General features: G+C 59.0%; 27 protein-coding genes. 22 read left to right on the top strand and 5 right to left on the bottom strand.

Features of this window, described 5'->3' with window-relative positions:
• Positions 1 to 189: 189 nt before the first annotated feature.
• The 7 genes from HA46_RS18785 (at position 190) to HA46_RS18760 (ending at position 6,721) form a co-directional block, all read left to right on the top strand.
• On the top strand, positions 190 to 456 hold the full coding sequence (locus HA46_RS18785) for a PAAR domain-containing protein (protein ID WP_084886032.1): 267 nt from the start codon (positions 190 to 192) through the stop codon (positions 454 to 456).
• A gap of 3 nt (positions 457 to 459) precedes the next feature.
• Positions 460 to 1,302: a TagK domain-containing protein gene (locus tag HA46_RS18780; RefSeq protein ID WP_084886030.1), complete on the top strand. Its 843-nt coding sequence runs from the start codon at positions 460 to 462 to the stop codon at positions 1,300 to 1,302.
• 14 nt (positions 1,303 to 1,316) lie between these two features.
• Positions 1,317 to 2,114 (top strand): type VI secretion system accessory protein TagJ, encoded by a 798-nt coding sequence (locus tag HA46_RS18775; protein ID WP_084886027.1) that lies wholly within the window; start codon positions 1,317 to 1,319, stop codon positions 2,112 to 2,114.
• Positions 2,095 to 2,604 carry a type VI secretion system baseplate subunit TssE gene (locus HA46_RS18770; RefSeq protein WP_244277543.1) on the top strand — a complete coding sequence of 170 codons (510 nt, stop codon included), beginning with the start codon at positions 2,095 to 2,097 and terminating at the stop codon, positions 2,602 to 2,604. Before HA46_RS18775 ends, HA46_RS18770 begins: the two co-directional genes overlap by 20 nt.
• Positions 2,605 to 3,113: 509 nt before the next feature.
• Positions 3,114 to 3,719 (top strand): response regulator transcription factor, encoded by a 606-nt coding sequence (locus HA46_RS18765; RefSeq protein ID WP_084886025.1) that lies wholly within the window; start codon positions 3,114 to 3,116, stop codon positions 3,717 to 3,719.
• 42 nt (positions 3,720 to 3,761) lie between these two features.
• Positions 3,762 to 4,085: a hypothetical protein gene (locus HA46_RS20965; RefSeq protein ID WP_143807673.1), complete on the top strand. Its 324-nt coding sequence runs from the start codon at positions 3,762 to 3,764 to the stop codon at positions 4,083 to 4,085.
• Positions 4,086 to 4,465: 380 nt separating this feature from the next.
• Positions 4,466 to 6,721, top strand: a complete 2,256-nt coding sequence (locus tag HA46_RS18760; RefSeq protein ID WP_143807672.1) for an autotransporter outer membrane beta-barrel domain-containing protein — start codon at positions 4,466 to 4,468, stop codon at positions 6,719 to 6,721.
• A 50-nt stretch (positions 6,722 to 6,771) separates the two neighbouring features.
• Here the strand turns inward: HA46_RS18760 and HA46_RS18755 are convergent, their stop codons facing one another.
• Positions 6,772 to 8,268, bottom strand: coding sequence for an NCS1 family nucleobase:cation symporter-1 (locus HA46_RS18755; RefSeq protein ID WP_084886022.1), 1,497 nt, complete (start codon positions 8,266 to 8,268; stop codon positions 6,772 to 6,774).
• A 144-nt stretch (positions 8,269 to 8,412) separates the two neighbouring features.
• Between HA46_RS18755 and HA46_RS18750 the strand changes: the two genes are divergently transcribed.
• The 5 genes from HA46_RS18750 to HA46_RS18730 all read left to right on the top strand — a co-directional run bounded on the left by HA46_RS18750 (position 8,413) and on the right by HA46_RS18730 (position 13,242).
• Positions 8,413 to 9,135, top strand: coding sequence for a GntR family transcriptional regulator (locus HA46_RS18750; RefSeq protein ID WP_033788657.1), 723 nt, complete (start codon positions 8,413 to 8,415; stop codon positions 9,133 to 9,135).
• Positions 9,132 to 9,863, top strand: a complete 732-nt coding sequence (gene hpxA, locus HA46_RS18745; RefSeq protein WP_033788658.1) for an allantoin racemase — start codon at positions 9,132 to 9,134, stop codon at positions 9,861 to 9,863. The genes HA46_RS18750 and hpxA overlap by 4 nt, the downstream gene beginning before the upstream one ends.
• A gap of 34 nt (positions 9,864 to 9,897) precedes the next feature.
• Positions 9,898 to 10,854: an allantoinase PuuE gene (gene puuE / locus HA46_RS18740; protein ID WP_084886020.1), complete on the top strand. Its 957-nt coding sequence runs from the start codon at positions 9,898 to 9,900 to the stop codon at positions 10,852 to 10,854.
• A 310-nt stretch (positions 10,855 to 11,164) separates the two neighbouring features.
• Positions 11,165 to 12,376 (top strand): cupin domain-containing protein, encoded by a 1,212-nt coding sequence (locus HA46_RS18735; protein WP_084886018.1) that lies wholly within the window; start codon positions 11,165 to 11,167, stop codon positions 12,374 to 12,376.
• A gap of 140 nt (positions 12,377 to 12,516) precedes the next feature.
• Positions 12,517 to 13,242 carry an HPP family protein gene (locus HA46_RS18730; protein ID WP_084886015.1) on the top strand — a complete coding sequence of 242 codons (726 nt, stop codon included), beginning with the start codon at positions 12,517 to 12,519 and terminating at the stop codon, positions 13,240 to 13,242.
• A 2-nt stretch (positions 13,243 to 13,244) separates the two neighbouring features.
• On the opposite strand, the gene hpxZ is transcribed toward HA46_RS18730, so the two are convergent.
• The 4 genes from hpxZ to HA46_RS18710 are packed head-to-tail and all read right to left on the bottom strand — an operon-like array spanning position 13,245 to position 16,803.
• Positions 13,245 to 13,634 (bottom strand): oxalurate catabolism protein HpxZ, encoded by a 390-nt coding sequence (gene hpxZ, locus HA46_RS18725; protein ID WP_033788662.1) that lies wholly within the window; start codon positions 13,632 to 13,634, stop codon positions 13,245 to 13,247.
• The gene (locus tag HA46_RS18720) at positions 13,615 to 15,021 is read right to left on the bottom strand and encodes an AtzE family amidohydrolase (RefSeq protein ID WP_084886013.1); all 1,407 of its coding nucleotides are present in this window, start codon (positions 15,019 to 15,021) and stop codon (positions 13,615 to 13,617) included. Before HA46_RS18720 ends, hpxZ begins: the two co-directional genes overlap by 20 nt.
• Positions 15,018 to 15,203, bottom strand: coding sequence for an oxalurate catabolism protein HpxX (gene hpxX / locus HA46_RS18715; RefSeq protein ID WP_033788664.1), 186 nt, complete (start codon positions 15,201 to 15,203; stop codon positions 15,018 to 15,020). Before hpxX ends, HA46_RS18720 begins: the two co-directional genes overlap by 4 nt.
• Positions 15,204 to 15,216: 13 nt before the next feature.
• Positions 15,217 to 16,803 carry a gamma-glutamyltransferase family protein gene (locus HA46_RS18710; protein WP_084886011.1) on the bottom strand — a complete coding sequence of 529 codons (1,587 nt, stop codon included), beginning with the start codon at positions 16,801 to 16,803 and terminating at the stop codon, positions 15,217 to 15,219.
• 135 nt (positions 16,804 to 16,938) lie between these two features.
• Between HA46_RS18710 and hpxU the strand changes: the two genes are divergently transcribed.
• The 10 genes from hpxU to katG all read left to right on the top strand — a co-directional run bounded on the left by hpxU (position 16,939) and on the right by katG (position 26,480).
• Positions 16,939 to 17,778, top strand: coding sequence for a MurR/RpiR family transcriptional regulator HpxU (gene hpxU, locus HA46_RS18705; protein WP_033788666.1), 840 nt, complete (start codon positions 16,939 to 16,941; stop codon positions 17,776 to 17,778).
• Between the two features lie 181 nt (positions 17,779 to 17,959).
• A complete protein-coding gene (locus HA46_RS18700; RefSeq protein ID WP_084886009.1) occupies positions 17,960 to 18,745 on the top strand; it encodes a transporter substrate-binding domain-containing protein in 786 nt (261 codons plus the stop codon).
• Between the two features lie 9 nt (positions 18,746 to 18,754).
• Positions 18,755 to 19,420, top strand: a complete 666-nt coding sequence (locus HA46_RS18695; protein ID WP_033788668.1) for an amino acid ABC transporter permease — start codon at positions 18,755 to 18,757, stop codon at positions 19,418 to 19,420.
• Positions 19,420 to 20,076, top strand: coding sequence for an amino acid ABC transporter permease (locus HA46_RS18690; protein WP_084886007.1), 657 nt, complete (start codon positions 19,420 to 19,422; stop codon positions 20,074 to 20,076). Before HA46_RS18695 ends, HA46_RS18690 begins: the two co-directional genes overlap by 1 nt.
• On the top strand, positions 20,057 to 20,788 hold the full coding sequence (locus tag HA46_RS18685) for an amino acid ABC transporter ATP-binding protein (RefSeq protein ID WP_033788670.1): 732 nt from the start codon (positions 20,057 to 20,059) through the stop codon (positions 20,786 to 20,788). The genes HA46_RS18690 and HA46_RS18685 overlap by 20 nt, the downstream gene beginning before the upstream one ends.
• Before the next feature lie 18 nt (positions 20,789 to 20,806).
• Positions 20,807 to 22,039 carry a pyridoxal-phosphate-dependent aminotransferase family protein gene (locus tag HA46_RS18680; RefSeq protein ID WP_084886005.1) on the top strand — a complete coding sequence of 411 codons (1,233 nt, stop codon included), beginning with the start codon at positions 20,807 to 20,809 and terminating at the stop codon, positions 22,037 to 22,039.
• Entirely contained in the window at positions 22,036 to 23,295 is a 1,260-nt protein-coding gene (hpxK, locus tag HA46_RS18675; RefSeq protein WP_084886003.1) for an allantoate amidohydrolase, read from the top strand. The genes HA46_RS18680 and hpxK overlap by 4 nt, the downstream gene beginning before the upstream one ends.
• The gene (gene uraD, locus HA46_RS18670; protein WP_084886001.1) at positions 23,292 to 23,786 is read left to right on the top strand and encodes a 2-oxo-4-hydroxy-4-carboxy-5-ureidoimidazoline decarboxylase; all 495 of its coding nucleotides are present in this window, start codon (positions 23,292 to 23,294) and stop codon (positions 23,784 to 23,786) included. Before hpxK ends, uraD begins: the two co-directional genes overlap by 4 nt.
• Entirely contained in the window at positions 23,783 to 24,118 is a 336-nt protein-coding gene (gene uraH, locus HA46_RS18665; RefSeq protein WP_033752858.1) for a hydroxyisourate hydrolase, read from the top strand. Before uraD ends, uraH begins: the two co-directional genes overlap by 4 nt.
• A 103-nt stretch (positions 24,119 to 24,221) precedes the next feature.
• Complete coding sequence (gene katG, locus HA46_RS18660; RefSeq protein ID WP_084885999.1) at positions 24,222 to 26,480, top strand: catalase/peroxidase HPI; 2,259 nt, start codon at positions 24,222 to 24,224, stop codon at positions 26,478 to 26,480.
• Positions 26,481 to 26,660 lie beyond the last annotated feature (180 nt).

Raw genomic sequence — 26,660 nt, 5'->3', positions numbered from 1 at the left:
CGCCGACGCCGACGCCGACCGAAACGCCGACGCCGACGCCGACCGAAACGCCGACGCCGACGCCAACCGAAACGCCGACGCCAACGAAAGAGCCAAATCCAACCATTTACCCGGATCCTTAAGGGAAATGATTGAACCAGACGGCGAAATTTTCGCCGTCGCCTTTTATTCTGTTGAGGAGTGATAAAAATGCAAAATGCAGCACGCGTAGGCGATGCAACCGCTCATGGGGGCGTACTTTGTTCTGGTTCCGGTGATGTTTATATCAATGGTAGTAACGCTGCGATAGCGGGTGGCAGTGTCGCACCCTGCGCCATTGGACATGGTGCTGCGCCAATGGTAACGGGATCGGGAACGGTATTCATTAATGGTTCACCAGCAGCGCGCTTGGGTGATATTACTGGCTGTGGCGCAGTGGTTGTAACCGGCTCCGGTGATGTTTATATAGGTGGATAAAACGTGATCGTTCAGTTTGAATGGCCTGTGTCACGTCAGCCGCTCAAAATCAGTAAAAAACGGACGATAGATAATGCCCTGACATTAGATATCGTTAGCGGTGCAATTGATGCGCATGATGCCCACCTGGGCCATGACAGCATCGTTTTTTACTGGCATAGGTCCCGACTCGTTATGGTTAATCTGTGCGTGAGTGCGATTTGCCTGATGGATGGCGCTGAAGTCGCGTATGGCCACGCTTGTTCTTTGCAGGAAGCGACTTCATTACAGGCTGGGCATTTTAAGCTACTTATCACAAACAAGGATGAAGGCGGTGAAGAGGCGCTTTCGTTAAATCAACTGCTCTGTTTATATAGGGACAGCCAGACAAGTAGCCGGTTACTCAATGTTGAGGAAATTCTTCCAAAAGGCGGAAACTATATTAACGATCTCCGCTATTTTAATGATGTGATTCTGGCGCAGGAGCAAGGCGATGACGTTTTAAAAACACTGGAGCTGGAATATAAACGCTTCCTTATCTGGCAAGAACTGGATGACGGAGGATACAGCGACTCTACCCATCATGAAAATCGTATATTAAAAACGGATCACCGTTTTGATAGTAGTAGAGAGATATTTAAAGACAAATCTCTTACAGAGTGTATTATCGCTACTGAATTTTTGATGGAAAAAGTATGGGCTGACCTGGAAAGAAGTGAAGAATGGTATGAACTCTTTATGGAAGAAGAGAAAGTCGATTTGCTACATGCCCTTTCTCCCGAACACATCGTTGCGAAAAATAAAGATAAAGTACCGGAGCTGGTTTTCCAGGACTTCTATAAAGTGGGTCTGGATTCTTTTTATTAAAATAAGGATTGGAAATGCAGGAGTTTAATTCTCTTACTGATGCGCTTAAAAATTCAACGCTAAGTGAGCTTCTAAAAAAAACGCTGGGTCAGGTGAAAAATCATCCGCAGGATATCAGGACCAGAGAGCTTCTTTTTAAGTTGTACTGCCTTGAGGGTGCGTGGAATAAAGCACTTGTCCAGCTTCAGACGCTGGTGCTTATGGATGAAGAACGTAAAAAACAAACTGAACTTTATAAAAATCTGGTTTTTAGCGAAGTTCAGCGTCTGCAGATTTTAACCGGAGAGCGCCAGCCTGTATCTCTTAAAGGTGACTTACCCGCGTGGGCTATTAAACTGCATGAGGCTAATAACGATCACTATCAGGGAAGGAGTGAACAGTCTGCGGCGCGTCGTGACGAGGCGTTCGAAATGGCACCCGAAAGCGCGGGAAGTAGTGGGACGCTAGGAGACTTCTCATGGATAGCCGATAGCGACAGTCGGCTTGGGCCGATCTGTGAATTCATTTGCGCTGGAGGCTACCGATGGCTGCCTTTTTCCGCCATTCATAAACTAAGCGTTTTAAAACCTGAAAAGCTTCTGGATCTTCTCTGGCTGCCAGCCACCATTACTACGGAAGGTGAGCAGTTTCACGGTTATATCCCTGCGCGATATCCCCTGAATAAAGACGATTCACAGGAGATCAAGTTGGGGGCTAAAACAGAGTGGTTACAGCTATCTGACTCGCTTTCTGTCGGTTGCGGTAGAAAAGTCATCATTACGGATACCAGTGAGCTATCAATTATGGAGATTGATGATGTTGTTTTCGAGTAATGCCTCAGAAATTACGCGCCTGTATCCTCCGACTCTGCTTGACCGACTCCAGGATGAAGAACCAAGGAGTCCTCACGATCGCGCTGTGGCGGTGGATGCCAAAAAAATGCGCAGTATTGTTCAGAAAGATATTATTGATTTAATTAATCATACTAATATTAATGAGGTATTGGACAAGGAGCATCATAGGCAGGTCCTGACTTCAGTGCTGAATTATGGGATCTCTGGCCTGATAGGTGCTCAGGAGAATCATCGTAGCTGGAATCTTATCGAAAATAAATTACGTGAAACGATACTCTGTTATGAGCCAAGAATTATACCCGAATCATTAGTGGTTTGCTCTCTACAAGAAAACGATGTATTTACTAAACACGCGATATTGCATTTTGAAATCAGAGGATTGATACATTGGTTTCCCAGGCCCATCGATTTATGCATGACTGGCCGATATGATTTTGAGGCTGAAAAGGTGGATCTGAAATTAGAATAAGAAGATCAGGTTTGTTAAAGAACTGGCTTTTTATTAACTTGTATTTAACTTGGGTTCTTTTTTTGGAGGGGCGGTCAGAACTATTTTCAGACTGCCCCTCTTAATTTATTCCAATTTGAGAATTCCATGAGCGCGTTCTTGTGTTTCATTTTGATATTATATCTTGTTTTTATGGTTTTTATGGTTTTTATGGTTTTAATTTCTGCATTTTTTATTTTTTTAGTATTTTGTTTTTTTTGTTGTCTGCAGGTTCTGCAGTAGGGGGTACTAATGATAATTTCCATAGCGCCTTAATTCTTGTAATGTTGTGACCGTATTCTTTATAAAGGTAGGAAAGCGAGTTGTCGCAAAGGATGCGGCTCCCCTTACAGATGCTTTAATACATTAATCTTTACGCATGCTTGAGCAGATAGTTTCTGCCCATATAGCGTGGGCTGTTCAGACCGATAGAATCGCCGCACTCAAACCCAGCAGAGAACGGCAGTACTTACTACACATGGGTGAGAATTATGCTAAAAGTATTGTTAGTAGATTATAATTTCTATCACAGAAAAGGGCTGAGCACATTGATATCAAATCATGTTGGTGAAAACCAAAAGCTCTGCTTTTTAATACCTTCTGAAGAAAACAACGAGGATGATGCTGACATTATCTTCAGAAACGACATGGCAACAATTCATATTGTTAATAAAAATAGCACTTGCGGTGCAAATGATAAAAATAACCAACACTATGAGAAAATAACTATCCATGTTCCTTTTTTAACTAAAAAGCACTCTGTAAGTGATATTTCAATAAAAATAGAAAAAATACTTGCCATTGCGAATTTAGACTATCACTTGCTGGCTAATAACAGAGAGGAGGTTTACTGGCGGTTTGGGCTAAAAGAATATGCCCAGCTTTCAGATACTGAAAACGATGTAATGATTTTGGTTGGCAGGGGGTATAACAGTGCTGATATATCAAAAATATTGAATCGTTCACCCAAAACCATTAGTACGCATTTTCGCAATGCCAGCCGCAAGATGGGAGCCGCAAATCGGGCGGAGTTCTGCCGCTATGCTTCCTACATTGCCAACTGTCAGCGAGATAATGGAATTACACTTTGTCTTTAGCGAAGTGACTTTTTTAGCGGAGTAACTTTTAAGGAATCTGTTATGGATAACAGTAGTCAAGGATGTTTAAATAAACCTTTTCGTTTTAATAGATGGTATGCAGGCGTCCTGTTACAGGCCCCGTTATATATCTTCCCTGCGTACTTTTCTTCGGCTGCCCACGCGCTGGGAGATGAAAGCTTTACCATTAACGGATCGCAAGCTGACTTTCAGAATGCCAGTTACGTTAACCGGGAAAACTACTCTTTTATTTTCAATGCTAAAAAAAATGGCATTATCAATGCTGAAAATATTTATATGAATAGTACCGGTAACGGTGGGGGGGCATCTGGATTGAAAATAGTCAGCTTAACGCTCGCCAGCTAAAAATTGATGTCAGCGGCCGTTTTGGCACCGGCGTTAAGATATCGGGCAACAGTAAGGCCGATATCAGTGGGCTTTCTATTAATAGCAAAGGTAACGCATGGGGGCTGTGGGTTTCAGGCAACGCCAGCAATATAGATAGTGATCTTGCCATAGCCGAAATCCATGATGGAACCATTTCTATTGATTCCCAGACTGCCGCCATCTGGGCCCGTTTAAGCGAACTTACACTCCATAATGTAACGGCTAGTTCAACGGGCGATAAGACTTATGCGCTGCAGCTTGATAATAAAGCCAGGGCTACAGTCACAGGTGGCAAGTTTAGTACCTCTGGGAACTATAGTGATGCGATCTGGATATCGTCGCAAGACTCATCCCTGACGATGGATAACGCTATCGTTTCTACCCAGGGCTTTCGTTCTTACGGAGTTAACGCACAAATTGGCCCCGCAACCCTTACGAGAAGTCTGATTGAGACCCTGGGTGATAATTCCTATGGGATCTACACTGAAAGCCGGATCAAGGGAGAGGATCTAACGGTTTCAACGTCGGGTAATAATGCGATTGGCCTGTTTACGGCGTTAGGGGGGACAGGCGAACTTAGCCATAGCACCATTACCACACATGGCGTATTTGCGGGTGGAATGGTGGCCTATCCTGGCTCAAGCATTACTGCTAACGACGTCAAAATAGGCACCTCTGGAGAGGCTGGACATGGCCTGATGAGCCGACTTGGCACGCTTAATATTAGTAATAGCCAAATTTCCACCGCCGGTAAGGGGGCAAGCGGACTCTATGTTTTCGGCGGCGACGCAGTGGGGTATACCAATCAGGTATTGCTTAACAATGTCTCGCTTTCCTCTGCGCGTGCCCAGGCGATCCGGGTGTCATCTGCCTCGCTAGCGCTGGAAGTAGAGGATTCAACGCTGAAGGGGGGGAGTGGCCAGCTGATGACAGTAGCAGAGGACAAGAGATGGCCTTCTGCGGATCGGAATGTTTCCTTAAATGCGGTAAACAGCGTGCTGGAAGGTGACGTGATAGTTTCCGACCCTCAAAGTCGCGTCCTGGTAAACCTCCGTTCCGCCTCAAATCTTACCGGAGGAGTGACCAACGCGACAAAAATGACGCTTGATAAGAGCAGCCGCTGGAGTCTCAGCAGCAGCTCAAGTGTAGGCGAGTTGATTAACTCTGGGACTATCCAGTTTTCCAGCCTCAACAGATATGACACGTTAAACGTAACTGGAAATTATGCTGGTGATGGTGGCCTGCTGGTGATGAACAGCTTGTTGAACGATGATGCCTCACCGGCGAATAAACTGATTATTGGCGGCGATGTGCTTGCAGGGACAACGCGTATCTCGGTCAATAACCTTGGTGGGCATGGCGCACAAACGGTTGAAGGAATTGAGCTTGTATCGGTTGGCGGCACCTCTTTTGGCGACTTTACCAAATCAGAACGTATCGTGGCAGGCGCTTATGACTATGATGTCATTAAAAAGGGCCAAAGCTGGTATCTGACTAGCGAACCCACACAGCTACCGCCTCCTGAACCGATACCGCAGCCGTTACCTGAACCGATACCGCAGCCGTTACCTGAACCGATGCCGCAGCCGGTTCCTGAACCGATGCCACCAAAGCCGCAGAAAAAAACGCCTGTAGTGCGCCCGGAAGGTGGCAGTTATACGGCAAACCTGGCTGCATCAAACACCCTCTTTATGATGACGCTACACGATCGCATGGGCGAGCCGCAGTTTGTTGATGTCGGGTTAAATCAGCCAGAAGTGACCAGTTTATGGCTGCGTCAGGTTGGCGGCCATAACCGTTGGAAAGATGGCAGCGGGCAGCTGGCAACCCAAAGCAACCGCTACGTCACGCTCCTTGGGGGGGATGTCGCCCGCTGGGGGGATGAGAGTAAAAACCGTTGGCACCTGGGCTTTATGGCGGGTTATGCCGCGAATGACAGCACCACGGTGAATCGTAACAGTGGCTACAACTCAAAAGGCTCGGTGAAAGGCTACAGTGTGGGCAGCTATGCCACCTGGTACGCTAACAAAGAAGCCGGGACGGGTGCATGGCTGGATAGCTGGCTGCAATATAGCTGGTTTAATAATTATGTCAGCGGTCAGATGCTGACCACGGAAAGCTACAAATCGCACGGTTTTACCGCTTCGCTAGAGAGTGGTTATACGTGGAAAACGGGGCAATTCCTGGGCAGCCAGGGCACGCTTAACGAATGGTTTATTCAGCCGCAGGCACAGGTCGTCTTTATGGGCGTGCGCGCAGATAATCATCAGGAAGCCAACGGTACCCGCATTCAGGGAGAAGGAGAGGGGAACTGGATGACACGGGTGGGCGTAAAAACCTGGATTAAAAGCCACCATGCGCGCGATGACGGCAAGCAACGCGAGTTTCAACCCTATGTCACCCTCAGCTGGCTGCATAACACGCGCCGCTTCGCCACCAAAATGGATGACGTCCGGGTGAGCCAAGCTGGCACCGCTAATGTGGGCGAAATTAAACTTGGCGTAGAAGGACAGATTGAACCGCGGCTCAATATGTGGGGAAATGTTGGCGTCCAGGCAGGCGACCGCGGATATAGCGATACGATGGCACAGGTTGGGGTTAAATATCACTTCTGACAGGGTGCGACAGACTGGCGCGCTAAGCGCCAGTCTGTTTTATGCATGCCTTACTTTTCCTGCATCGCAACACCGCCAGTAAAAGCGCGTGCCGCATCCGCTTCGCGCTCATGACGCGCCAGAAAACGATAGCATCCGCCACCCAGCGCTGCGCCAATGAACCAGCTAAAGCTGGCGACCCCATGCAGCGACGGCACAAAGCTGATAATCAGGCCGATAACCACCGACGGCAGCAGCGCGGCGATCGCTTTCGGGTTAAAGCCGCCGCGATACCAGTAGCGGCCCTGCGGCGTCGCGTCGAACAGATCGTCGACGGAGATGCGGCTGCGTTTGATTAGATAGAAATCCGCCAGCAGGATGCCAAACAGCGGCCCGATAAAGGCGCCCAACACGTCGAGCGTATAGTGGATCAGCTCGGGCGACTGAAACAGGTTCCATGGCGTCAACAGCACCGAACCAACGGCGGCAATCATACCGCCGGTGCGGAAGCTGATTTTCTGGGGCGAGCAGTTAGAGAAATCGAACGCCGGCGAGACGAAGTTCGCCACGATATTAATGCCGATGGTGGCGGTGATCATGGTCAGCAACCCGATAGCGACCGCGACATCGTTGCCTACCATACTGACGGTTTCGATCGGATCGGTAATCATCTTGCCGAACAGCGACTGCGTGCCAGAGACGATCACCACCGTGACCACCGAGAAGAGCAAAAAGTTAAAGGGCAGCCCCCAGCGGTTGCCACGGCGAATCTCGCCCATGCTTTTGCCGTAGCGCGAGAAGTCACCGAAGTTGAGCAGCGGCCCGGAAAAATAGGAAACCACCAGCGCGGTGGCGGTGATCATCTGCCAGCTCTGTTCGCCTGCGCTCAGCGACTTGCTCGCCAGAGTAAAAGAGATGCCGTCGAAACCGGTCTTGTATACAATCCAGCCCGCCAGCGTCACCATCACCACATAGACGGCGGGACCCGCAACGTCGATAAAGCGCTTAATAGCGCTCATGCCATGCCAGAACACCATTGCCTGTAACAGCCACATCACGCCGAAGCAACACCAGCCGAGCAGCGACAGGCCCAGCCAGCTGGCGTGGGTCATCGATGCCAGCGTCGGAAAGAATTTCAGCAGTACCAGCATCAGCGCATTAGCGGCCAGCCAGGTCTGAATGCCATACCAGGCGAAGGCGATCAGCCCGCGGATCACCGCCGGAATATTGGCGCCGAAGACGCCGAACGCCTGGCGACAGATCACTGCATAGGGCACGCCTGCCATCTGGCTTGGCTTCGCCACCAGATTAGCGCAGAGCTGCACGATGCAGATCCCCGCCAGCAGGCAAATCAGCACCTGCCAGCTCGCCAGCCCAAGGGTGAAAAAGCTGGCCGCGACCACATAGCCCCCCATACTGTGCACATCCGACATCCAGAAAGAGAAGATGTTGTACCACGTCCAGTTCTGCTGGCGCGTCGGCGCCAGATCCTCATTGGTCAGGCGGGGACTGTAGCGCGCGCGGGCTTCAGCGGCCGACGCGGAAACATGTTTTTGAGGGTTTGGCATGAAACCTGCTCCTTATCACGAGGGTTAACGGTCATAGCAACGTAAAAAGCTGTTGCAGGATCCAGGCCAGAATTGAAATCTTGTATACAAAAAAAAGTGTTCGCGTATACGATGGTGGCACACAGCCTGTAAAGGGAGTCCGGTATGAGAAGTGAGACAGGCCAGGCGCTGGCCGCCGATCTCGGGGATAAAGACGAACCTATCTACCAGGCGTTGATGAACGCCATAGTGGAGCATCAGCTGCCGCCAGGCAGCAAACTGCCGGAAGAGGCGCTGGCTGAGGTGTTCGGCGTCAGCCGCACCGGCATTCGCAAAGTCCTGCAGCGCCTCGCCGCGGTGCAAATGGTGACGCTGTTGCCCAGACGCGGTGCACAGGTGGCCACGCCCGGCGTTGAGGAAGCGCGCGATATTTTCCGCACCCGAGCGCTGATCGAGTGCGCCAATCTGCCCGCCGTGCTGGCGCATCTGCAGCCGCCGCATCTGGCGGGACTCGCACGGCGCATCGCCCAGGAGCAGCAGGCGCACGACGCGCGCGACGGCGCGGCGGCGATCCGTCTCTCCGCTGCTTTCCATATCGAACTGCAGGCGATCGCGGGCAATCAGGTGCTGACCGAGCTGGTCACGCGCCTGACACAGCGCTCCTCGCTGGTGATCGCCGCCTGGGGCGCGCCCTGGCAGCAGGGCTGCCGCTGCGACGACCACGACCGGCTGGTGGCCCACCTGCGCGCGGGCGACCTCGCCGCGCTGACCCAGGCGCTGCAGCACCACTTCGACCATATCGTCTCCAGCCTGCACTTCGAACGCAGCGGCGAAACGCTGCCCGACTTCTCACGGTTATTTGCCCGTCATAAAGAGGTGACATCATGACCCTGATCCAGGTGATCAATCCAAACACCAGCCTGGCGATGACGGAAACCATCGGCGCAGCGGCGCGTGCGGTGGCCGCGCCAGGCACCGAGATTATCGCCGTGTCGCCCTCACAGGGCGTACCCTCGATTGAAGGCCACTTCGACGAGGCGATCGCAGCGATCGGCGTGCTGGAGCAGGTCAGGCGCGGCAAAGCGCAGGGCGTCAGCGGCCATGTTATCGCCTGCTTCGGCGATCCCGGACTGCTGGCGGCGCGCGAGCTGGCCAGCGGACCGGTCATCGGCATCGCCGAAGCGGCGATGCACGCCGCGACGCTGGTGGCGACGCGCTTTTCCATCGTCACCACGCTGCCGCGCACGCTGATCATCGCGCGCCATCTGCTGCAGCAGTACGGTTTCACCCATCACTGCGCCGCGCTGCACGCCATCGATCTGCCGGTGCTGGCGCTGGAGGATGGCTCGGGGCTGGCGCAGGAGAAGGTACGCCAGCAGTGCCTGCAGGCGAAGCAACAGGATGGCAGCGGCGCTATCGTGCTGGGCTGCGGCGGAATGGCGACGCTGGCGCGCGAGCTGACGCACGAGCTGGGGATGCCGGTTATCGACGGCGTCAGCGCGGCGGTAAAAATGGTGGAGGCGCTGGTCGCGCTTGGCTTAGGCACCAGCAAGCATGGCGATCTCGACTGGCCGATCGCCAAACCTCTCTCAGGCGCGTTTCAGCATCTAAACTAACGAAACCTTGCCGCAATTAAACAGGAATTAATCAATGGATAGTGCAGAGAAGAAAGAGTACAGCTTCAACAAAAACTATCCGCGCGACCTTATCGGCTATGGCGCCACCCCGCCGCACGCCGCCTGGCCGAACAAGGCGCGCGTGGCGGTACAGTTTGTGCTCAACTATGAAGAGGGCGCAGAGAACAACGTGCTGCACGGCGATGCCGGATCCGAGCAGTTCCTCTCCGACATCATCGGGGCGGCCAGCTATCCCGATCGCCATATGTCGATGGATTCGCTCTACGAATATGGCTCGCGCGCCGGCTTCTGGCGCATCCACCGCGAATTTCAGAAACGCGGCCTGCCGCTGACGGTGTTTGGCGTCGCGATGGCGCTGGCGCGTCATCCGGAGATCGTCGAGGCGATCAAACAGGCCGACTACGACGTAGTAAGCCACGGCTGGCGCTGGATCCACTACCAGTCAATGGACGCCAAAACTGAACGCCAGCATATGCAGCAGGCGGTCGACGTGCTGACCGATCTGTTCGGCAAAGCGCCCACCGGCTGGTACACCGGCCGCGACAGCCCCAACACGCGGCGGCTGGTGGTCGAGCAGGGCGGCTTTAGCTACGACAGCGACTATTACGGCGACGACCTGCCGTTCTGGACGCAGGTCACCTGTCAGGACGGCACCGTAAAGCCGCATCTGGTGATCCCCTATACGCTGGAGTGCAACGATATGCGCTTCGCCACGCCGCAGGGATTTAATACCGCCGAGCAGTTTTTCACCTACCTGCGCGACACCTTTGACGTGCTCTATGAAGAGGGCGAAACCCAGCCGAAAATGATGTCGGTCGGCATGCACTGCCGCCTGCTGGGGCGGCCAGGGAAATTCAAAGCGCTGCAAAACTTCCTCGACCATATCCAGCAGCATAATGACGTCTGGATCTGTACCCGCCAGCAGATCGCCGATCACTGGGCCGCGGTGCATCCTGCGCCGCAACCCTGAGGATAACCCGGCGCGGCTGCGCAAACAGCCGCGCTTTCCAGTCGTCAATGTTAAAAAGATGTAACGGTTTATTAAGCAGCAATATTAATGCATCTCCTCAACCGTTAGCGATTCGTGCGCGCCCGGAAGCCGATTCTGACGCCTTTTTTTAACCATGGTTAAATGAAATAAAAATATTCCCACCGAGAAATTGATTAATAAACTTAAGGTTACTCGCAGCTCAGCGGACTGTTACATCTTGCCTGCCGCCGGCGGTTCGCTTTGCGCGTATAGATATTCCGGATTAACCACGGAATAAGGAACCGTTTAGATGAGCAAGCTTTCCCGAAGGAACTTTATGGCGTTCGCCGCAGGCGGCACGGTAGCTCTGGCGGCAGGCCAGGTCCACGCCCATGACGCCATCGCCTCCTGGCCCGCAGGCACGCCGCGCGATCCCGGCCCGCACGATCCTGCGCGTGAGGCGCAAAACCCTGATATCGTCAATCCGCCCGCCACCGACAGCGGCACGCTGCCCAACCTGCGCTTCTCTTTCAGCGACGCGCACGTGCGCAAAGGCAGCGGCGGCTGGACGCGGCAGGTGACGCAGCGCGAGCTGGGCATCTCCACCACCATCGCCGGGGTCGATATGCGCCTCAATGCGGGCGGCATCCGCGAACTGCACTGGCACAAAGAGGGCGAGTGGGCCTACATGACCTTCGGCAAGGCGCTCGTGACCGCCTTCGATACCGACGGCGGCTGGTTCGTCGACGATATCGGCGTCGGCGATCTCTGGTATTTTCCGCCGGGCATACCGCACTCGATTCAGGGGCTGGGGCCAGACGGCTGTGAGTTTCTGCTGGCGTTTGACGACGGCGGCTTCGATGAAGACAGCACCTTTCTGTTATCAGACTGGTTCAAACATATTCCGCCCGAAATTCTGGCGAAAAATTTCAGCGTGCCGGTCTCCTCCTTTGCAAAACTCCCTTCGCCGGACGACGAGTATATTTTTGCCGGCAAGGTGCCAGGCAGTCTGGCCGCGGACGCCATCAAGGGCGCGCCGAAATCAAAACGCGTCTTCACTCATCATATGCTGGCGCAGGCGCCGATCGTCGCGCCGGGCGGCACGGTGCGCATCACCGACTCCTCGACCTTTCCGGTATCGAAAACCATCGCGGCCGCGCTGGTGGAGATTGCGCCGGGCGGCATGCGCGAACTGCACTGGCATCCCAACAACGATGAGTGGCAATACTACCTGGAAGGCGAGGGGCGCATGGGCGTATTCGCCTCATCCGGTCAGGCGAGAACCTTTGATTCCCGGGCGGGAGACGTCGGCTATGTCCCCTTCGCCATGGGGCACTATATCGAGAACACCGGTACCGGGCCGCTGCGGTTTCTGGAGCTGTTCAAAAGCGATTACTACGCCGATATCTCCCTTAATCAGTGGCTCGCCAGCACGCCGCGCGAGCTGGTGGCGCAGCATCTGCAGCTCGACGATGCGTTCCTCTCGGCGCTGTCGCTGAAGAAGAATCCTGTCGTCAAATAGCCTTTCGGGCTGGCGCGTCGCCGGCCCTGGGCACAATTCCGAATCCTGACCGCCCGACCAACCCTGCGGTTGTTACCGCCAAATCGATCGGCGACAATCGCCGCTTCCATAATTTTTTCTGATGAATAAGCGTTGTGAACATGAATGAATCGCGTCAGGCGAAGGGGAGAGGCACGCTGCGCACTTTTCTTGCCCGCTTCTGGCCGCATCCGCTGCCGGTGGCCAAAAAAGAGATCGTTATCGCCAGCGTCGGCGCCGGGCTTGGCCTGACCATCACCAGCCTGATCGGCCACTGGATGTTGGGGCAGGTTAATTTGTGGTTTGTCGCGCCGATGGGCGCGTCCGCCGTGCTGCTGTTCGGCATCCCGAACAGCCCGCTGGCACAGCCCTGGTCGATTGTCGGCGGCAACATGGTGGCGGCGGCGATTGGCGTGACCGCGGCCATGACGATTCCTTATGCGCCGCTGGCGTGCGGCGTCGCCGCCTGCCTGGCGATCGCCGTCATGTTTCAGCTGCGCTGCCTGCATCCGCCCAGCGGCGCGGTAGCGCTGACCGCCATTCTTGGCGGCGGCCACGTCCACCAGCTGGGCTACCACTATATTCTGACGCCCATCCTGCTTAACTCACTCTGTCTGGCGCTGCTGGCGATCCTCTTCAATAACCTGGCGGGTCGCCGCTATCCGCATCCGCTGGCCGCCGCCGAAGCGAAACCCGCGCCGGTAGCGCTGGACGTGCCGATCACCCGCGACGATCTGCATCAGGCGCTGGAAAGCGGCGAGCTGCTGGATATCGATGAAGACGACCTCCAGCAGCTGCTGCAGCGCGCCGAGGCGATTGCGGTGCAGCGCCAGGCGCGCGCCCGCTAATCTCAGCTTTCGCTCATCAGGCTCACCTGCGCGGCGACGATGCGCCAGCCTTCCGGCAGCCTGACCCAGCTCTGCTGCTGACGGCCGATTTTCAGCGAGCCTTCGCGCGTGAACTCGGTGCTGCACACCGCATAGGCGTCGCCGAAGGTGGTAATGACGCTGTTGCGCAGGGTGCGCGCCAGCCCGGCGGCGGGACGCTGGGCGCGAAAAGCGCGGATCTGCTCGATGCCGTAAAGATTCTCGCCAGCGCCGAGGCGCACGGTGCGTTCATCGTGCCAGAAGAGCGCGTCGAGCGTCGCGATATCGTTGCTCACCAGCGCCTGCTCGTAGCGATAAAAGGCGGCGGTTACCTCTGCTACAACGTGCGGTAAATTAATCTCTCTGGTTTGCATCAGGTTTATCCATAGTGGTGGGCGCAAGGGTAATGCCCTGCTGCTCAAGGGCAAAGGCGACGCGCAGCGCGGCAGCTTCGTTAAAGGGCGCGGCGATCAGCTGGAGCCCGATCGGCAGACCGCTTTTCGTCGCCAGCGGCACGCTGCACACCGGCAAACCCAGGAAGGAGATCGGCTGCGTCAGCATGCCCATACTGGCGCGTGACGGCAGGTCGGCGCCGTTAACGCGGATGCTTTCCTGGCCGATCGGCGGGGCGACGCAGGGCGTGGCGGGCGCGATCAGCACGTCGAAGCGTTCGAACAGCGGCAGCACCTGCTGCTGGAAATGGCGGCGGAAGCGCTGCGCCTGCACGTACCAGGCGGCGGGCAGCATCGCGCCCGCCAGCAGCCGTTCGCGCGAGGCGGGTTCGAAACGTTCCGGCGAGGCGCGCAGCGCGGGCAGATAGTGGTTGCCGCCCTCGCAGGCGGTCAGGATAAAGGCCGCCGAGCGCGCCAGCTCCGCCTCCGGCAGCGTGACCTCATCATGGATAGCCAGCGCCCGCGCGGCGCGCGCCAGCGCATCCCGCGCGTCGTCATCGCACCAGGTCGAGAAGAAGCCGCCCAGCACTGCGCAGCGCTGACCGCTCTCCTCTAGCCCCACCTGCGCCGGATCGGCGGGCCGGTTTGCCTGAAACGCGTCCTGAGGGTCGTGGCCCTGGAGCATGTCATAGACCAGCGCCAGATCTTCGACGCGGCGCGCGAAGGGGCCGATATGATCGAGGCTGGCGACAAAGGGATGGCTGCCGCTGCGCGACAGGCGGCCGAAGGTGGGCTTCAGGCCGAAGATGCCGCACAGCGACGCGGGCACGCGGATCGAACCGTTAGTGTCGGTACCGAGCGAGAAGTGCGCCAGTCCGGCCGCGACCGCCGCCGCGGAGCCGCCCGACGAGCCGCCCGCCACGCGCGTCAGATCGTGCGGATTGCGCGTCGCGCCGAAGTGGCTGTTCTCGGTGGTGAAGCCGTAGGCGTAAGCGTCCATATTCAGCATGCCGGAGAGCAGCGCGCCGGCGCGGCTGAGGCGGCTCACCGCCCAGGCGTCCTGCGTCGCCGCCGGCCGATCCTGAAACAGGGCGGCGCCCGCCAGCGTGGTGTGGCCCGCCACGTCGAACAGGTTTTTCACCGCGTAGGGCACGCCTGCCAGCGGCGGCAGATCGTCGCCGCGGCGTCGCTGCGCGTCGACGGCGTCAGCCTCGCGCAGCATGCGTTCGTCGGTTACGTTGGTCCAGGCGTTAAGTGCCCGGTGGCGTTCAATTCCCCGCAGGGTCTGCTGCGCGACCTCGCGCGCGCTGAGATCGCCGCGCTGGATCGCCTGCTGCAGCGACCGGAGAGATAATTCGCTCAGGTTCATGGATGGAACACTCCCGCCACTTCGAGCCGGTCGTCGAGAGGAAACGCCATCAGCGGCGCCGCCAGCGCGGCGATGCGTTCAAGCTGAATCACCAGTTCGGCACGGCGCGGGTCGTCCAGCTCCAGCGCCAGCAGCTGCTCCATCAGCGCCAGATAGCGCCCCCAGTCTGTTATCTGATTCATCTTTTCTCTCCTGTCAGAATCCGCTCGCGCTGCCGTTGCTGCGCGGATCGCATGCGCCTTCCAGCATGCCGTTGATATGGCGCACGATGGCGCCTGCGTGACCGACCGCCTCGCTGAAGTCGGGCAGCAGCTCGACCTCGTGCCCCAGCTGGCGCAGCCTGGCGACGCTCTCCGGCGCAAAGCGGCCCTCGAGCTTGAGCGAGTCGGAAGACTGGCCCCAGGTGCGGCCCAGCAGCCAGCGGGGGGCGCTCACCGCCTGCTGCAGCGGCATGCCCTGGATCACATGGCGGGTAAAGATCGCCGCCTGGGTTTGCGGCTGGCCGTCGCCGCCCATTGCGCCGTAGACCAGCGTGCGGCCATCTTTCAGGCGCGCGGCGGCGGGATTAAGGGTATGGAACGGCTGTTTGCCCGGCGCCAGCGCCAGCAGATGATCCGCGTCGAGGCTGAAAGCCGCGCCGCGGTTCTGCCAGGTGATGCCGGTGCCGGGGATCACCACGCCGCTGCCGAACTCGTGATAGATGCTCTGAATAAAGGAGACGGCGAGGCCGCTGCTGTCTATCACCCCCATCCACACCGTGTCGCCGGGACCGCGCCCGGCGCCCCAGGGCGCCGCCTGCGTCTCGCTAATCTGGCTCGCCAGCGTAGCGAAGTGATCCTGGGTCAGCAGCGACTGCGCCTCGCAGGTCATATGGCGCGGATCGGTAAGGTGGGCGTCGCGCAGCGCAAAGGCCTTTTTGGTCGCTTCCACAATGCGGTGCACCGTCTGCGCCTCGTCAGCCTGCGCCATCGCCAGCCGGTCGGTAACGCCGAGGATCGCCAGCGACACCAGCCCCTGCGTCGGCGGCGCGAGATTCCACAGGTCGCCTTCGCTGTGCGCCACATGCAGCGGCACGCAGCGACGCGCGCGCTGCTGCTGCAGATCCGCCAGCGTCACCGGCATGCCGAGCGCTGACATTTCACGCGCCAGATGATGCGCCAGCTCGCCGCGATAGAAGCTGTCGAGACCCTGTTCGCTCAGCAGGCTAAGCGTCTGCGCCAGCGCCGGCTGGGTAAAGCGGCTGCCCTCGCGCGGCGCTTCGCCGTCCGGCATAAACGTCGCGGCGAATCCCGGCTGATGCGCCAGTTCATGCTGTTTCGCGGCGGTGGCGGCCGCCTGCGAGGCGGTAACCGGAATGCCGTCGGCGGCGTAGCGGATAGCGTCGCGCAGCAGGCGCGGCAGCGGCAGTGCGGCGCCGCCCTGCTCGGCGGAGAGCGCCAGCGCCTCCTGCCAGCCGCTCACCGTTCCGGCCACCGTTAGCGCGGCGGCGGGACCGCGATGCGGAATCGCGCTCTGGCCGCGGTAGAAATCGCGATGCGCTAGCGCGCCTGCCGCGCCGCTGGCGTCGATAGCCACAGGATCGCCGTTCGGGGGCAGCACCAGCCAGAAGCCGTCGCCGCCGAGGCCGTTCATATGGGGATAGACCACGGCGATGGTGGCAGCGGCAGCGACCATCGCTTCAATAGCGTTGCCGCCGTCGCGCAGGACCGCCAGCGCGCTCTCGCTCGCCAGGTGGTGCGGCGCGACCGCCATGCCCAGCGGAGCCATATTGCTCTGAATCATAGTGAGGGTTCTTATTGGGTAACAGAGCGGGGATCCAAGCAAGAGCCGTTCCAGTTTTTTGCTGTGGCGCACGACGGCGGTAACCTGGATCGAATTATGCTAGCTTCTGCTGAAACGAAAGTTACAGGACGACGCATGAAACAGCTTGATGAACGACTAAGAAGCCACTATCCGCAGCTCTCGCCGCAGGAGCAGCGTATTGCGGATTTCGTCTTTGACCACTTCGACGATTTAATCAGCTATAACAGCGCCGAGCTGGCGAGACTCAGCGGCGTGTCAAAGGCCACGGTCAGCCGCCTGTTTCGGCGGCTGGGCTACGACAAATATAAAGATATGCGCGACGAGCTGCGCATTCTACGCCAGAGCGGCATGCCGCTGACCGACAACCGCGACGCGGTGCAGGGCAATACGCTGCTGGCGCGCCACTATAAGCAGGAGATGGCGAACCTGACGCAGTGGGTGAACGCGCTCGACGCGCAGCAGTTCGGCGAGGCGGTACAGCAGATGACCCGGGCGAAGCGTATTTTCGTCATCGGCATGCGCAACTCCTGGCCGCTGGCGCTGCATCTGCGCCAGCAGCTGCTGCAGGCGCGCGCCGACGTGATGGTGCTGCCGCAGCCAGGCCAGACGCTGGCGGAAGAGGTCGTCGATATCACGCCTGAGGATATGGTGGTGGTGATGGCGTTTCGCCGTCGCCCGCGGCTGATCCGCCCGCTGATGCAGCAGCTCCAGCAGCGGGATATTCCGCTGCTGGCGCTGTGCGAGCCGCAGGCGCAGTCGATGAGCGGCCTGGCGCGCTGGCAGCTCTGCGCGCCGCTCGACAGCGTATCGGCCTTCGACAGCTACGCCTCGGCGATGAGCCTGATCAATTTGCTGACCAACGCGTTGCTGCATGAAATGCTGACGCAAGGACGCCAGCGTATTCACCAGATCGCCGACCTTTATCAGCAGCTGGACGAGCTGGAGCACCGTTAAAGAGCACCTTTTTGGTGCTTTGCCTCATTTTGATCCTCTGATATCAGGCGGCGGAAGGCCGCCTTTTTTCCCTAAAATTAGCGTTTATGCCGCTTAATCCGCCACGCCAGTGGTTGGCACATTAGTTGCAAATCACATTTACAAGAATCTTTTGTTTCAGGTCAACTTACCGGGGTGCATAATGAAAAAAGCGTTAATGGCGGTGGCAGCGGCGGCGTTACTGATGGTTCAGACCGGCAGCGCGCTGGCGGATCAGCTACAGGATATCGAGAAGCGCGGCGTGCTGCGCGTGGCGGTACCGCAGGATTTCCCGCCGTTCGGATCGGTCGGCACGGATCTGCAGCCGCAGGGCTACGACATCGACACGGCGAAATACCTCGCGAAACAGATGAAACTTAAGTTGCAGCTGGTGCCGGTCACCAGCGCCAACCGCGTGCCCTATCTGCAAACCGATAAGGTTGATCTGGTGATCTCCAGCATGGGGAAAAACCCTGAGCGTGAAAAAGTGATCGACTTCAGCCGCGCCTATGCGCCGTTCTTTCTCGGCGTTTTCGGCCCGAAAGGCGAGGCGCTGAAAGACGCGGCGGCGTTGAGCGGCAAGAGCATCGGCGTCACGCGCGGCGCGGTGGAGGATATGGTGCTGAGCAGCCTCGCGCCGAAAGAGGCGCAGGTGAAGCGCTATGAAGACAACAACACCACGCTGTCGGCTTACCTCTCCGGCCAGGTGCAGTATGTGGCGACTGGCAACCTGGTCGTGGCGGCGATCGCGCGGCAGAACCCGCAAAAAGCGCCGGTCGCGCAGTTTATGCTGAAGGATTCGCCCTGCTTTATCGGCCTGAAAAAAGATGAGCCGGCGCTGAAGGCAAAAGTGGACGCGCTGATCGAGCAGGGCATCAAAGACGGCACGCTCAACAAACTGTCGGAAGAGTGGCTGAAAGCGCCGCTGCCCGCCAGCCTCGGCGCATAAGGGCGCGCTATGCTCGGGCAACTTAATTTCCCTGCGCTCTGGCCCTACTGGCCGGAGCTGCTCGCCGGGCTGTGGGTCACGATTCAGCTGACGGTGATGGCCACCGTCGGCGGCGTCGGGCTGGGGATCCTCGGCGCGGCGCTGCGCAGCGGCAAAGCGAGCTGGGCCAGCCGTCTCTGGGGCCTTTACGTTGAGATCATCCGCAACACGCCGTTTGTGGTGCAGCTCTTTTTTATCGTGTTCGGCCTGCCTAACCTGGGGCTGAAGCTGACGGCGGGCGAGGCGGCGCTGCTGGCGATGCTGATTAACCTTGGCGCCTACAGCACCGAAATTATCCGCGCCGGCATTCAGGTGACGCCGAAAGGGCAGTGGGAAGCGGGACGCGTGCTGGGCCTGACGCGCGCGCAAACCTTTCTGCGCGTGGTGCTGCCGCCGTCGCTGCAGCGTATCTATCCGGCGCTGGTCAGCCAGTGCATTATCGTCATGCTCGGCTCGTCGGTGGTGTCGCAGGTCTCCTATGAAGAGCTGACCTTCGCCGCCAACCTGATCCAGTCGCGCACTTTTTTAAGCTTCGAGGTCTACCTGGTGACCACGCTGATCTATCTGCTGTTGTCGATCGCCATGCGCCAGGTGCTGCTGGCGCTGGGCCGTAAATGGTTAGGAGCGCAGGCATGATGACGACCTTTACCGACTGGGACATTCTGCGCAACCTGCTGCTGGCGGCGCGCTGGACCCTGCTGCTGTCGCTGACCGCCTTTGTCGGCGGCACGCTGGTGACGCTGCCGCTGCTCTTTTTGCGTCTGCTGCAGCGCAAGTGGCTGACGCGGCTGATCCGCTGCTACACCGAGCTGTTCCAGGGCACGCCGCTGCTGATGCAGCTTTTTCTTGCCTTCTTCGGCGTCGGGCTGTTCGGCATTGACGTCGCGCCCTGGACGGCGGCCTCGCTCGCGCTGACCTTCTATACCAGCGCCTTCCTGCTTGATATCTGGTTCGGCAGCATTCGGGCGCTGCCGAAAGGGCAGTGGGAAGCGTCGCGCTGTCTCGGCCTCAGCTTCGGCCAGACGCTGTGGCAGGTAATCGCGCCGCAGGCGATCCGCATCGCCATCGCGCCAACGGTCGGCTTCGCCGTGCAGGTGATCAAGGGTACCGCGCTCGCCTCGATTATCGGCTTTATCGAACTCACCAAAGCCGGGACCATTTTGAACAACGTGACTTATCAGCCTTTTAAGGTGTTTGGCCTGGTCGCGCTGGGCTATTTCCTGATGTGTTATCCGCTGTCCCGCTACAGCCAGTATCTGGAGAAAAAATTCCATGCCGCTCATCACCATTAATCAGGTGCAGAAGTACTACGGCGACAACCACGTGTTGAAAGGCGTCGATCTCGATATCGAAATGGGCGAAGTGATCTCCATTATCGGCCGCAGCGGATCGGGCAAAAGCACGCTGCTGCGCTGCATGAACGGCCTGGAAGGCTATCAGGAAGGGAGCATCAAGCTGGGCGGCATGACCATTACCGACCGCGATACTCAGGCGCGCGACATCAGCCGCTCGGTGGGCATGGTGTTCCAGAACTTCAATCTTTTTCCGCATATGACCGCGCTGGAAAACGTCATGCTGGCGCCGCGCCGCGTGCTGAAAAAAAGCGAGGCGGAGTGCCGCGCGCTGGCCACCCGCATGCTGGAGAAAGTCGGTCTCGGCGAGCGCCTCAACTACTCGCCGGCCAACCTCTCCGGCGGCCAGCAGCAGCGCGTCGCCATCGCCCGCGCGCTGGCGATGAACCCGAAGGTACTGCTGTGCGACGAGATCACCTCGGCGCTCGATCCTGAGCTGGTGGGCGAGGTGCTGAAAGTGCTGGAGCAGCTCGCCGCCGAAGGCATGACGCTGATCCTGGTCACCCATGAAATGAACTTCGCCCGCGACGTCGGCGATCGCGTGGTCTTTATGCATCAGGGGCGCGTCTGGGAGCAGGGCAGCAGCAAAACCCTGTTCGCCGCGCCGCAGACGCCGGAGCTGAAGCAGTTCATCTCCTCGGTGCGACTCTAATTTAGTAAGGAAATCAACATGGAAAACCGCTATCCGCAAATCAATCCGCCGCAGCGCCTGCTAATGGGCCCTGGCCCGATCAACGCCGATCCGCGCGTGCTGCGCGCCATGTCGACCCAGCTGATCGGTCAGTACGATCCGGCGATGACCCACTATATGAACGAGGTGATGGAACTCTACCGCGGCGTATTTCGCACCGAAAACCGCTGGACGCTGCTGATCGACGGCACTTCGCGCGCCGGGATCGAGGCGATCCTGCTGTCGGCGATCCGCCCTGGCGATCGGGTGCTGGTGCCGGTATTCGGCCGCTTCGGCCATCTGCTGTGCGAGATCGCCCGCCGCTGTCGTGCCGAGGTGCACACCATCGAGGTGCCCTGGGGCGAGGTGTTTACGCCGGATCGGGTTGAGGACGCCATTAAGCGCGTGAAGCCGCGCCTGCTGCTGACGGTGCAGGGCGATACCTCGACCACCATGCTGCAGCCGCTGGCGGAGCTGGGCGCCATCTGCAAAAAGTACGGCGTGCTTTTCTATACCGACGCTACCGCGTCGCTCGGCGGCAACGCGCTGGAAACCGACGCCTGGGGGCTGGATGCCGTCTCGGCCGGGATGCAGAAATGCCTTGGCGGCCCCTCCGGCACCTCGCCGATCACCTTAAGCGCGCAGATGGAAGAGGCGATCCGCCGCCGCAAATGCGTCGAAGAGGGGATCCGCACCGCCGCGCATCAGGACGGCGATGAAGAGATGATCTACTCGAACTACTTCGATCTCGGCATGATCATGGATTACTGGGGGCCGGAGCGCCTCAACCACCATACCGAAGCGACCACGGCGCTGTTCGGCGCGCGCGAATGCGCGCGGCTGATCCTGCAGGAAGGGCTGGACGAAGGCATCGCGCGTCACAAGCTGCACGGCGACGCGCTGCTGAAAGGCATTCAGGGCATGGGGCTGGAAACCTTCGGCGATCTGAAGCACAAGATGAACAACGTGCTCGGCGTGGTCATTCCGCAGGGGGTTAACGGCGACCAGGTGCGCCAGCTGATGCTGGAGGATTTCGGCATCGAGATCGGCACTTCATTCGGGCCGTTGCACGGCAAGGTATGGCGCATCGGCACCATGGGCTTCAACGCGCGCAAAGATTGCGTGATGACCACGCTGGCGGCGCTGGAGGCGGTGCTGGCGCACGTCGGCTTCCGCGCGACCCAGGGCGCGGCGATGCAGGCGGCGTGGGACCACTACGGGAGCCGCGCATGATGATGAACGCCGCTGAGGCGCAGCTGGCCGCCGAACGCGTCATGGCGCGCTGCGACATGCTGGCGGCGATCAGCGAATCGCCCGATCAGCTGACGCGCGTCTACCTTTCGCCGGAGCATCTGCGCGCCAACGCGCAGGTCGGCGAGTGGATGGCGCAGGCGGGCATGCGCGTCTGGCAGGACGAAGTCGGCAATATCTGCGGCCGCTACGAAGGGAAGAGCGACGGCGCGCCCGCGCTGCTGCTCGGCTCTCATCTTGATACGGTGCGCAACGCTGGCCGCTATGACGGCATGCTGGGCGTGCTGACCGCCATTGAGACCGTGCAGTGGCTGCATCAGCAGCGGCAGCGCCTGCCGCTGGCGATTGAGATAGTCGGCTTCGGCGATGAAGAGGGTACGCGCTTCGGCATTACGCTACTCGGCAGCCGCGGCGTCGCCGGCAGCTGGCCGGAGAGCTGGAGCACGCATCCAGACGGCAACGGCATTACCGTCGCCCAGGCGATGGCGGATGTGGGGCTGGACGCCGAGGCGATTCCGCGCGCCGCCCGCGATCTGAAGGATATCGTCGCCTATCTTGAACTGCATATCGAACAGGGGCCCTGCCTGGAGCAGGAGGGAGTGGCGCTGGGCGTGGTCACCGCCATCAATGGCGCACGCCGCCTTAACTGCCGCTTTACCGGCGAGGCGGGCCACGCGGGCACGGTGCCGATGACCCACCGCAAAGACGCGCTGGCGGCAGCCGCAGAGTGGATGGTGTTTATCGAGGCGATCACCCGCGAGCAGGATCCGCAGCTGGTGGCGACGGTCGGCACCCTGAGCTGCGCGCCCGGCGCGGTCAACGTTATTCCCGGCGAGGTCACGCTGTCGCTGGACGTGCGCGGCCCGCAGGATCTGCCGCTGGAACGGCTGCTGTCGAGCCTGCTGACTCAGGCCGAGGCGATCGCGCTGCGGCGCGGGCTGCGCTTCGAAGCGGAGGAGTATTACCGCATCAGCGCCACCGCCTGCGACAGCGCGCTGCAGCAGGCGCTGAGCAGCGCAGTCGAAACGGTGCAGGGCCGCACCCTGGCGCTGCCGAGCGGCGCGGGCCATGACGCCATCGCCATCGCCGAGCGCTGGCCGGTCGGCATGCTCTTCGTGCGCAATGAACGCGGCCTCAGCCACCATCCGGCGGAAGCGGTAATGAGCGATGACGTGGCGCTGGCGGTGCGCGCTTATCTTCAGGCGGTGTGCCAGCTGGCGCAGCGAGGCGCGGCATGAAGCTGACGACCTTCAACGCGCTGTCGGAGACGGCGGCGCAGGCCGCGCTTGCCCACTGCGTGGCGATCCCGCGCTGGCGGCAGGCGCTGGCTGCCGCGCGGCCATTCCCCTCTGCCGCAGCATTGCTGGCAGAGGCGGAGCGGCTGGCGCAGATGTGGAACAGCGACGATCTTGAACAGGCGCTGACCGCGCATCCGCGCATCGGCGAACGCGCCGGCGGCGCCGATAAAGAGGCGGCGCTGTCGCGTCAGGAGCAGGCCGCGATGAGCGACGCCGATGCGGCGCTGAAGCGGGCGATGCAGGCGGGCAATCAGGCCTATGAAGCGCGCTTTGGCCGCGTCTTTTTAATCCGCGCCAAAGGGCGCAGCGGCGAAGAGATGCTGGCGCAGCTTCAGCGCCGCCTGACAAATGACGAACCCACCGAAGCGCGCGAAGCGCTGGAGCAGCTGCGGGAGATCACCCTGTTGCGTCTGAAGGAGAGCCTGACATGAGCACCATCACCACCCATATTCTCGACACGGCGCTGGGCAAACCGGCGGTCGGCGTCGCTATCTCCCTCGAGCAGAATAGTCCCGAGGGCTGGTTGCCCGTGGCCGACGGCGAGACGGACAGCGATGGACGCATCGGCGACTTGACGCCGGAGCCGCTGACGCCGGGCCACTATCGCCTGACCGCCGAGATTGGCGACTATTTTGCGGCAGATGGACGCGATGCGCTCTACGTTTCCGCGCAGATCGATTTCGTTATCGCCGAGGCGGGCAGCCATTTCCACCTGCCTTTTTTGATTTCCCCCTGGTCGTGGTCTACCTATCGCGGCAGCTAATTTTGAAAGTCTACGACTATCAAAACCGTTGGCTTAGCCAAATGGTGTTTACACAAGCGTAACGCTATCGTAGCCGGGTAACCAAAAGCCAACGGAGCCGATAATGAGCACGCCCGAAGATAAAAATAACGCCGCAGGTAAATGCCCTTTTCCTCACGGAGCATCGCAAGAGAAAAACCAGAATGAAAACGGCGCCGACGCCGGTAAATGCCCGTTCAACCACGGCGCCTCTGAAGAGAAAAGCGTGCTGGCGCGCGGCGCCGGCAGCGGCACCACCAACCGCGACTGGTGGCCCAACATGCTGCGCGTCGACCTGCTAAATCAGCACTCCAGCCGTTCCAATCCCCTTAGCGCCGATTTCAACTACCGCGAAGAGTTCAGCAAGCTCGACTATTCGGCGCTGAAAGCGGATATCCGCGCGCTGCTCACCGATTCGCAATCCTGGTGGCCAGCCGACTGGGGCAGCTATATCGGCCTGTTTATCCGTATGGCGTGGCACAGCGCGGGTACTTACCGCACCATCGACGGCCGCGGCGGCTCCGGACGCGGTCAGCAGCGTTTCGCGCCGCTCAACTCATGGCCGGACAACGTCAGCCTAGACAAAGCGCGCCGCCTGCTGTGGCCGGTGAAACAGAAATATGGCCAGAAAATTTCCTGGGCCGACCTCTATATCCTGGCGGGCAACGTCTCGCTGGAGAACGCCGGCTTCCGTACCTTCGGCTTCGGCGCCGGACGTGAAGACGTGTGGGAGCCGGATATGGATGTGGACTGGGGCAACGAAACCGAGTGGCTGGCGCACCGCCATCCGGAAAGCCTCGCCAACGCGCCGCTCGGCGCGACGGAAATGGGTCTGATCTACGTTAACCCGGAAGGCCCGGAAGCGAGCGGCAACCCCGCCTCAGCCGCGCCGGCGATTCGCGCCACTTTCGGCAATATGGGCATGAACGACGAAGAGATCGTGGCGTTGATCGCCGGCGGCCATACGCTGGGCAAAACGCACGGCGCGGGCGCCGCCAGCCACCTCGACGTTGATCCGGAAGCTTCGCCAATTGAAGCCCAGGGTTTCGGCTGGCGCAGCAGCTACGGCAGCGGCGCGGGCGCAGACGCCATTACCTCCGGTCTGGAGGTGGTCTGGACGCAAACCCCGACCCAGTGGAGCAACTACTTCTTCGAGAACCTGTTCAAATATGAGTGGGTGCAGACGAAGAGCCCGGCGGGCGCCATCCAGTTTGAAGCCAGCAATGCCGACGCGATTATTCCCGATCCTTTCGATCCGGAGAAAAAGCGCAAGCCGACCATGCTGGTCACCGACCTGACGCTGCGCTTCGATCCCGAGTTCGAAAAAATTTCGCGCCGCTTCCTTAACGATCCGCAGGCGTTTAACGAAGCCTTTGCGCGTGCGTGGTTCAAGCTGACCCACCGCGATATGGGGCCGAAAGCGCGCTACCTTGGTCCGGAAGTGCCGAAAGAAGATCTGCTGTGGCAGGATCCTTTACCGGCGGCGATCCATCAGCCGGACGCCAGCGATATCAGCGAGCTGAAAGCGAAGATTGCGGCTTCCGGCCTGAGCGTGAGCCAGCTGGTTTCCGCTGCCTGGGCATCTGCTTCGACCTTCCGCGGCGGCGACAAGCGCGGCGGGGCGAACGGCGCGCGTCTGGCGCTGGCGCCGCAGAACCAGTGGGCGGTTAACGCCAGCGTGATCCGCGACGTGCTGCCGGTATTGCAGGAGATCCAGCAGGCTTCGGGCAAAGCGTCGCTGGCAGACGTTATCGTGCTGGCGGGCAACGTCGGTATCGAAATGGCCGCGGCGGCGGCGGGCGTAGCGGTGCAGGTGCCCTTTACGGCGGGGCGCGTCGACGCGCGTCAGGACCAGACCGATATCGAATCCTTTGACCTTCTGCAGCCGCTGGCCGACGGTTTTCGCAACTATCGCCGCGTGCAGGGCGGGTCGTCGACCGAAACGCTGCTGCTGGATAAAGCGCAGCAGCTCACGCTAAGCGCGCCGGAGCTGACGGTGCTGCTGGGGGGCCTGCGCGTGTTAGGCACCAACTTCGACGGCAGCGATCGTGGCCTCTTTACCGATCGCCCAGGCGTGCTGAGCACCGACTTCTTCGTTAATCTGCTGGACATGCGCACCGCATGGCGCGCTATCGATGAGAGCGAGGAGCTGTTCGAAGGACGCGACCGTCAAAGCGGGGAAGTGAAATATCATGCGACCCGCGCCGATCTGGTGTTTGGCTCTAACGCCATCCTGCGTGCGCTGGCGGAAGTCTACGCCAGCAGCGATGCGCACCAGAAGTTCGTCACCGACTTCGTGGCCGTCTGGACTAAAGTGATGAATCTGGACCGCTTCGATCTGTAATGGTTGATAATTTAAACTAAAAAACCGCAGCCTAAAGCTGCGGTTTTTTTTATGCCTGGGTGTACAAGTATTATAGATTTAGCGAAATCCGTAACCTTCAGTATGATGCGTAGGGCAACCGTAATATATTGAACAATCTTTTTTTAATAGAAGATTCTGATAACTTATTCCTGGTGCGGG

This window comes from Pantoea septica, from assembly GCF_002095575.1.
GTDB classification, from domain to species: Bacteria; Pseudomonadota; Gammaproteobacteria; order Enterobacterales; family Enterobacteriaceae; genus Pantoea; species Pantoea septica.
Note: the sequence above shows the minus strand (reverse complement) of the source record. Positions and strands in the feature narration are given on the sequence as shown.